This is a genomic window from Colwellia sp. (genome assembly GCF_013215345.1).
GTDB lineage: Bacteria > Pseudomonadota > Gammaproteobacteria > Enterobacterales > Alteromonadaceae > Colwellia.
In genome coordinates this window covers 1-7,751 of record NZ_JABSOV010000153.1, presented here as the reverse complement: position 1 = coordinate 7,751, position 7,751 = coordinate 1, and the positions used below count along the sequence as shown (strand labels likewise).

Below are 7,751 nucleotides of genomic sequence, written 5' to 3'. Positions count from 1 at the left end.
GCGCCCTTAGTACCTATTTTCCATCAGGATCTATTGCCAGTAAAAGGTGATAGTGCGCAGATATTTTTAAATATTGGCGGCATTGCAAATATTTCAATTGTTAATCCGAAACCGCTGAGCGGATTTGATACCGGTCCTGGTAATGTCTTATTAGATCTATGGATAGATAAAGTACAGGGTTGTCCATACGATAACAACGGTGCCTTTGCAGCTAGTGGTCAATGCAACGAAGATTTACTAGCGTCTTTATTCAGTGAAAATTATTTTACTTTGCCACCGCCTAAAAGTAGTGGCCGAGAGCTTTTTAATCTAGATTGGCTGCAACAAAAACTCAGTGATTTTGCACAGCCAATCAGTGATGCTGATATTATGGCGACGCTAGTACAGCTGACCTGTAAACCTATCGTTGATGCTATTGATCATTTTACGCCTGGGCAGTTATTGGTTTGTGGTGGTGGCGCTAAAAATCAGAGTATTATGCAGGTTTTACAACAAGCACTGCCGCAGTGGCAAGTTTGCAGTACCGATGACGTTGGTATTAGTGGTGATTTTATGGAGGCGATGGCATTTGCTTGGTTAGCGTATCGTTGTATGAATCGCTTACCGGGTAATGATCCTCAAGTGACCGGAGCGTCACGTGGCGAAATTTGTGGCTCTGTAACCCGAGTATTAACTTCTCAATAAATTCTCAATAACGGGCAAGAACGTCTTAATAAAAAGTATGTGCATATTTTGTAGCGCTGTGATTGTTAAGTCACAGCGCTAGATGTCTATTTTTACTTAATATTATACCAATTACACTAATATATTGATCAACTTAGAGTTATATTAGCGAGCTTAGAACAAGCAAAATTACTTAAACATAGTTATTCTATATTTCTTTAATTCTGTGCAGTTATCAGTTTGCTAATAAGCTCCCAAAGGGCGAGTTTAAAAGGCTTATATGCGTCGTTATTGAATAACCATTCTCTTCATCAATGCCTTGCCTAAAGGCATTTCTAATTCCAGCTGAATCCTGCATCTTGAGGTGGCTTGGGTATTTGTGTAAGGGTAGATGAACTATAAAAAGGCTTAGGGATAAAGTAGGTATTGTTGACGTTGTTGTAAAAATGCATTTAGTTCACTTTGCCAGCTGCTGCGAATTTCAACACTGCTTAACCCTGAAATTATTTGTTTACGCAATTTGTCGGTACCGGCAAGTTTGTCGAAAAACGGGGCTAGGGTAAAAAACTCCTCGTCGTTTTCAACAAATAAATGATGCCAGTCTACCAAGTGATCTAGATTAACGCCACGGATTGCCGATTGTCTTAAATCAACGCCTTTAACTAACTTTCCTTTTAGCTTAGGAGTCATCGAAGCTCCCTTAATGGCTCTTGGCGTAAAGGTGAAATCACCTAAGCCAAACTTATCAAAGCCGATCACTTGAAAAGGAAAGTCAGTACCTCGGCCTATGCTCACCGGCGTACCTTCAAAAAAGGTCAAAGAAGCATATAAGGCAATTGATACATCATTAGGCAGGTTAGGGCTAGGCTTTACCGGTAAATAATAACTCATATGGCGATCATAGTTGCTGACAGGAATAACGGTTAAATTCACTTTTACCGCGTTTTTTAACCAGCCTTCGCCATTGATCATTTTTGCCAGTTCACCTACGGTCATGCCGTGCATAAGGGGGATTTGATGCATACCAACAAAAGATTGGAACTTAAGATCAAGTACTGGACCGTCTACGGTAAAACCATTGGGGTTAGGGCGGTCAAATACAATAAATATTTTATCATTCTCAGCGGCGGCTTCCATCATATAATGCATTGAGCTGATATAAGTGTAATAACGTAAGCCGACATCCTGAATATCAAAAATTAATACATCGACATCGTTAAGTGCCTCAGCCGATGGTTTTTTATTTTTACCATAGATTGAGACAATTGAAATACCTGTTTTTCCATCAACACTGGAATTGACCTTAGCGCCGGCATCATGATCACCTCGAAAGCCATGCTCAGGTGCGAAAATTTTATTAATCTGAAGACCTTGTGCTAATAAAAAATCGACTAAATGTTGGTTATTGACCATAGACGTTTGATTAACAACGAGCCCTAGCCGTTTTCCTTTTAATTGTTCAAGGTATAAATTTGGCTGTTGTGCGCCCGTAACTATGCCTGCAGTTAAACTTAAAGCTGAATTTAAGTCGCTATTCGTCTGCTTAATGGTTTGACTGGTTTGCGCACAAGCAGTTAACAAAAACAGCATGGATAAAAAGAGAGTTTTAAAAAAAGTCATTTTCATTTCCTGATACGGGGATGTTTAACCAATAGCCTGACGTAAAAAACCATTGTTGTTATCCAATAACTGCTGAGCTGTTTTGGCATCTTTACCTGTTAATATCATTAAAATAGCTAGCTTGGCATTATAGTTCGCTTGCTCTAGCGCACTTTTGGCAACGTGGTGCGGGCAGTTTTCTGCCGGCATAACAATTTTGCTGGCGCGGGCATAAAGTTTATCATTGCTGGCATTTACATCAACTATAAGGTTTTGGTAAATTTTCCCCCAGTGGCTCATGCTGGCAGTAGATAACATGTTTAGCATGAATTTTTGTGCGATACCCGACTTCATTCGGATTGAGCCTGTTAGCGCTTCAGGGCCGACAAAAGCACAAATGGCAATGTCAGCGATTTGTGAACTAATTGCACCCGGAATACAGGTGACACTCGCCGTGGTACAGCCAAGCTTATTGGCGTAATTGAGGCCACCAATCACTACATCATCGGCCGTTAAATTAGCATTTTAAGATCGGCAACGCCAAAATATTTATTGTCTTCAGCACCCTCAATCGCTTTATAAATAGCATCTTCGCCACCAGCAATAAGGCCGATAACCATTTTTCATAAACTGAATACATTGGAGGACACTCAACGGCATCAGGAGTTCCGAGACGGCCACTGGTACCTGCACCAATGTAAATTAGGCCAGCCACATTTTTAAAGGCTAAAACGATAGCATCAACGGCTTTACTGATCTCATGAATTACCGCCCGTGGTCTCTACATCGAAAAACTACCTATGGTAATCAACTTTAACTTAAAGTCCATCAGGCTAGATGCATGGTATTGGTCGAATAGGCTGTGATGGTGAAGTAGACTTAGCAATATCGCTTATGAAGATTATCATCATTTCAAAGTGATAGAAAAGAAGAACAAGATCAGGCCTGAACGTAAGAAGGTATCAGGTAGCAGGCTTAGAAGTTGATGAAGAGATCACAACAAAGCTGTTAAACACAATTTATCCATGGCAGCACCTAAATGTTCTGGAAAGAAAAAGGCTAAAAAAGCTTAAAAAGAAAAAGTCATTGAATGCCTATATTGGGGCAGAGTATTCTAAACCGGAGTAAGTAGTTGCTAATCATGTAGCTTTTACTTTACTCAATTGATAGTAAGTTGATGATGTATAGTGGAGTGAGTCAACGCTATAGCTCCTTGAGGTTTAGAGGATTTAACAGCGGTCGGAATAGACGCTATGCTATGTACATAGCGCTGATTATGAATATAGTTACCGCTAGACTTTGAACTTCGATGTTGTTTCTTGTAATTGCGCTGAGTTATTATCAAGCATTAGAGCAACTTGACCAATCTCTTCAATCGAGATCTGTGTTGCACCAAAGCTACCGTGCATTTGTTCTATATTATCAACAACAATTTTAGCAACACTTGATTGCTCTTCCGTCGCGGTTGCAATTTGACTGTTCATTGAACTAATATGGCCAATTTGAGCTTTAATTTTAGTCAATGATTTATCCACTTCTAGCGATATTTTTTCATTACTGTGTGCCTGCTTGCTTGCTAACTCCATAGTCGTCACCGATTTATCTGCTGCAGATATTAATTTATCTAATAACTCTCTTATTTCGGTGGTTGATAAGGCCGTTCGAGAGGCGAGGCTGCGCACTTCATCAGCAACCACAGCAAAACCTCGGCCTTGCTCACCAGCTCTTGCTGCTTCTATTGCCGCGTTTAAAGCAAGTAAGTTGGTTTGATCAGCAATACCATTGATTACATCAAGAATTTTGTTCATGTTTTGCGAATCTTTTGCTAACTGATCAATAACATGGGATGCATTATTGATCTCTTGTGCTAGCGCCGTAGAAACCGACAAAGATTTCTGAACATTTTCCATGCCTAAATTAACCTCAGACTCACCTTCATCTGCAGCTGATGCGGCTTCGGCCGCAGACTTAGCAATATCAGTAACACTAAATTGCATTTCAATCATCGACTGTTTCGTTATTTCGGCAACATCGGCTTGCTCTTGCACATTTTCATTTACATCCCGTACTTTATTCGTTAGCTGCTCAGCACATCGAGTCAGTGGCGGTACAGTATCAATTACCTCTTTGACAATACCTCTTAGAAATTGAGTAAAAGCATTAAAGTTTTTTGCAACACTGCCAAGTTCATCTTGACTAGCGACATTAATTTGATTGGTTAAGTCGCCGCCACCTAAGGCTAGTTTTTGTAAAGATGAATCAATAATAACAACAGATTGACTTACAGAACGAGCAATAATCACACTAAGAAAAGACATCACTAAGAGAAGTGAAATACCTAATAGTATGCTTAAATCTCTAGACTCATTGGCATTGGTAATCGTTTTTTTAATTAACGATTTAAATAAATTAGCGGCACTTTCTTTATCTTGCTTTAACAACGTTTCAACGTGTTCAAACAGATTGGTTTTTTCTTCAATTTTAGGCTTAGCCGATTGAAAATCTATTTCGTCATTAATAAAAGCCAAAGATATATTTTTACTTATGTTGTTGTATGCTTTACTTTCTTTTATCAAGTTATTAATCCCAGTAAAGCTACTGTCCAGTGACTCTATACGCTTATAATTAGTAATTAAACGGCCAAACATTTCTTCAGCTTGTTCAATCAAATCTTCATCACCAAAAGAAACGCTTTGAGTATAAACTTCATCAATACGTTGCCAACGAGTCACATTTTCACTGGTTAAGTTAACCAAATGTATGGTGGTGTTTTCTATAGTATTTAATAAGCGCTGATTGGTAGATATGGCATTTATATTAATAATTAAATTAACGACAAAGCTTAATATGGCAATAGCTAATATTGCCAAAATTTTATAAAAAATAGGTAACTTTTTAAAAATGCTCATACTGACCTCTAAGACTAAATAGACTACTACTCACTACTATAATTTGTTAATTAAAGGCCACTAAGGTCAAAATAACCTTAGTGGCTGACCTTTATAAAGTTGCTCGTTAGTAATTGAGGACAACTCTAACTTCATCGTTAACGTCATTACTGTTAACAAAACCAATGGCTTTAGGATCCTTTTTTATTGCCGCAATAATTTCTGCGGCAGTATCAAGTTCGGTTGCAGGTGTTCCTTTGCCAGTAAAGGCAAGCTTAGACCAATAAGACTTAAATTGGCTATTGGATTTTTTCAACGCTTTTTTGCGAAAGTATTCAGTATCGTCTTGGCTACTAGGCAAGGTATATACTTTTACTTTGCCACCATCAGAAAACGCTTTTGTTTTACCTAGGTATATTTTTTTAACCAATTTTCCATCAATATTATTGTTATTTGCAGAATTTACAATAACAGCAACCTCAGCAAATGCACTTTGGCTTAACACCAACATGGTGATGACTAACATTTTATAAGCATTCATCTCAATCTCCTTAAAAAACCAGATCTACGCCAAAAGAAAGTGATTTGCTGTCACCTGCTACGGCAAAATCATGGGAGTTGTCTTTTACATCATCGTATTGAATTTTAAATGCAGCCGCATCATGGAAATCCCAACGAAGTCCTACTGAAGTCGTGTTATGGTTTTCACCATCAATAACACCATCACCTTTTTGTTTCATGCTTGAATAAACAATAAATGGAGTGAGATTATTGATTCTATAGCCAAAAGTAATCATGTTTGTATCTAAGTTGCCATCAAACTCCAAATCTAAACGATTAATTTCACTTAAGATAAACCAATTATCAAAGTCCACATTAAAAGCGGCACCAAAGAACTTACCATCTCTACTATCTTTACCGCCCCACATTACCTGCTCACCACCAATATCGCGTTCGTTAGTGTATTGCATATAAGTAAAACGTGTTTCAAACCAATCTTTGCTGAGGTTCATTACACCACCCATCATGTCCTTCCATATTTCTTTGGTGGTATCACCAAAAAAGAAATCCCCTAACAGTTTATTTTCTTTATCCTCTTCTTTACCTGCATAGAGATTAGTTGCCAACGACCAATCACCCAAATCGGTGTTATACATCAAATTAATACCGTTATAGTTAAATATTTGCCAGGTATAGTTATCAGCCGGAGCACGCATCCACACATAAGCGTAACCAACATCATAAAAATCAGAATAATAAAAAAGTGGTAAGCGCTTTCGTCCGGCTTGCACGGTCCAATTTTCATTTATGTCATAAGAAAGGTAAGCCCATTCAAATTTAGGTGAGTAATCATCAACACCCCGACCAACAAGTTGAGCTATGGCAGTCAACCCATCGTTAAGATCGGCAGTTATCTGTAAACCAAATAAACTTTCAGGAGCCATATCCCACTCTTCACTATAAGCAGAGACAATGGGATAGTCAGCTAGAAAAGTTGGTGGCACACCATAATGTTCTACACCCGTACCACTTAAAACTTTGCCAGCATTAATACTGGCAAAACCAGACAAATTAATTTCAGCCAGACTTAACATACTTATCAAGCATGAAGTAGCTGCCGCTAATTTGATAAATGAAATAAATTTCATGGCATTCTCTCTTAATATTTAAATGACTAAAGTTAACTTCATAACCCTATAAATAATCACGCTTTTAATATAGTTATTATCAAGCGATGATTTCACGATATATGGGCTTGCAACCAAAGGGGATAAGTTTAATTTACCTTATCAGTTAAGTTGAGAAGTATAATAAAATCAAGGAAATGTATGAGGGGATAGTGTTTTTGATAAAAGGAATATTTGTTGTTTTCTTTTTGCTTGGTGTAACCTAAGCCTTGGTCAGAATGTTACCTAGTGCTGTTTTGAGTTTGCCAATGAAACAAGCTAGGGCTAAGGTACTTTTCTGATTTAACTAGACAATTTGTAATTCAGAAAAGTACTTTTGCTGATACTTAACAGGTGAAAAAAGTTTGTTTAGGAGCTAGACGCTGGCGATATAACGCCTTTTTTTAACAATAGTTATTGTTTTTCATGCTGGATCATTGGCCACTTTGTCAGTACAAACCAAGATCCAGTTATGTTGCTCTTTGACTAAGGCGCTAATCTAGCGGTGCCAGCAGCGCACCTAAAATATCATCGGTTAAACTCAGTTTTTTATCACTCACTTCTTCAGATAACAACGCCTTGGCTAGCTCGGCTTTATTTTGCTGTATTTTAAGAATTTTTTCTTCTATTGAATTTTCAATAATATATTTGTAAACAAATACCGGTTTATCTTGGCCAATACGATAAGCTCTATCTGTGGCTTGGTTTTCTACCGCTGGGTTCCACCAAGGGTCAAAATGAATAACCGTGTCGGCTGCGGTTAAGTTCAAACCCACACCACCTGCGCGTAAGCTAATTAAAAACACTGGTACGTCACCGCGTTGAAACTTATCAACTACCTCTTGTCGCTTAGTGGTTGCGCCGGTTAATTTAACAAAACCAATATCCGCTGCCACCAACTCTTCCTCTATCAAAGCAAGCATGCTGGTAAACT

Annotated in this window: 7 protein-coding genes; 1 reads left to right on the top strand and 6 read right to left on the bottom strand. The window is 38.2% G+C overall.

What is annotated here, in order from left to right; translation table 11 throughout:
* The coding region (locus HRT50_RS16635; RefSeq protein ID WP_291616543.1) for an anhydro-N-acetylmuramic acid kinase at window positions 1-684 on the top strand (684 nt) is incomplete at its 5' end.
* A gap of 387 nt (window positions 685-1,071) precedes the next feature.
* Here HRT50_RS16635 and HRT50_RS16630 read toward each other — a convergent pair.
* The 6 genes from HRT50_RS16630 to HRT50_RS16605 all read right to left on the bottom strand — a co-directional run.
* The gene (locus HRT50_RS16630) at window positions 1,072-2,283 is read right to left on the bottom strand and encodes a DUF1343 domain-containing protein (protein WP_291616541.1); all 1,212 of its coding nucleotides are present in this window, start codon (window positions 2,281-2,283) and stop codon (window positions 1,072-1,074) included.
* A gap of 24 nt (window positions 2,284-2,307) precedes the next feature.
* A complete protein-coding gene (locus HRT50_RS16625) occupies window positions 2,308-2,760 on the bottom strand; it encodes an N-acetylmuramic acid 6-phosphate etherase (protein WP_291616539.1) in 453 nt (150 codons plus the stop codon).
* A gap of 794 nt (window positions 2,761-3,554) precedes the next feature.
* A complete protein-coding gene (locus HRT50_RS16620) occupies window positions 3,555-5,171 on the bottom strand; it encodes a methyl-accepting chemotaxis protein (protein WP_291616536.1) in 1,617 nt (538 codons plus the stop codon).
* A gap of 106 nt (window positions 5,172-5,277) precedes the next feature.
* Complete coding sequence (locus HRT50_RS16615; protein WP_291616534.1) at window positions 5,278-5,691, bottom strand: phosphate ABC transporter substrate-binding protein; 414 nt, start codon at window positions 5,689-5,691, stop codon at window positions 5,278-5,280.
* Window positions 5,692-5,701: 10 nt separating this feature from the next.
* Window positions 5,702-6,799, bottom strand: a complete 1,098-nt coding sequence (locus HRT50_RS16610; RefSeq protein ID WP_291616532.1) for a porin — start codon at window positions 6,797-6,799, stop codon at window positions 5,702-5,704.
* Window positions 6,800-7,311: 512 nt separating this feature from the next.
* A partial coding sequence (locus HRT50_RS16605; protein WP_291616530.1) for a DEAD/DEAH box helicase occupies window positions 7,312-7,751 on the bottom strand: 440 nt, incomplete at its 5' end.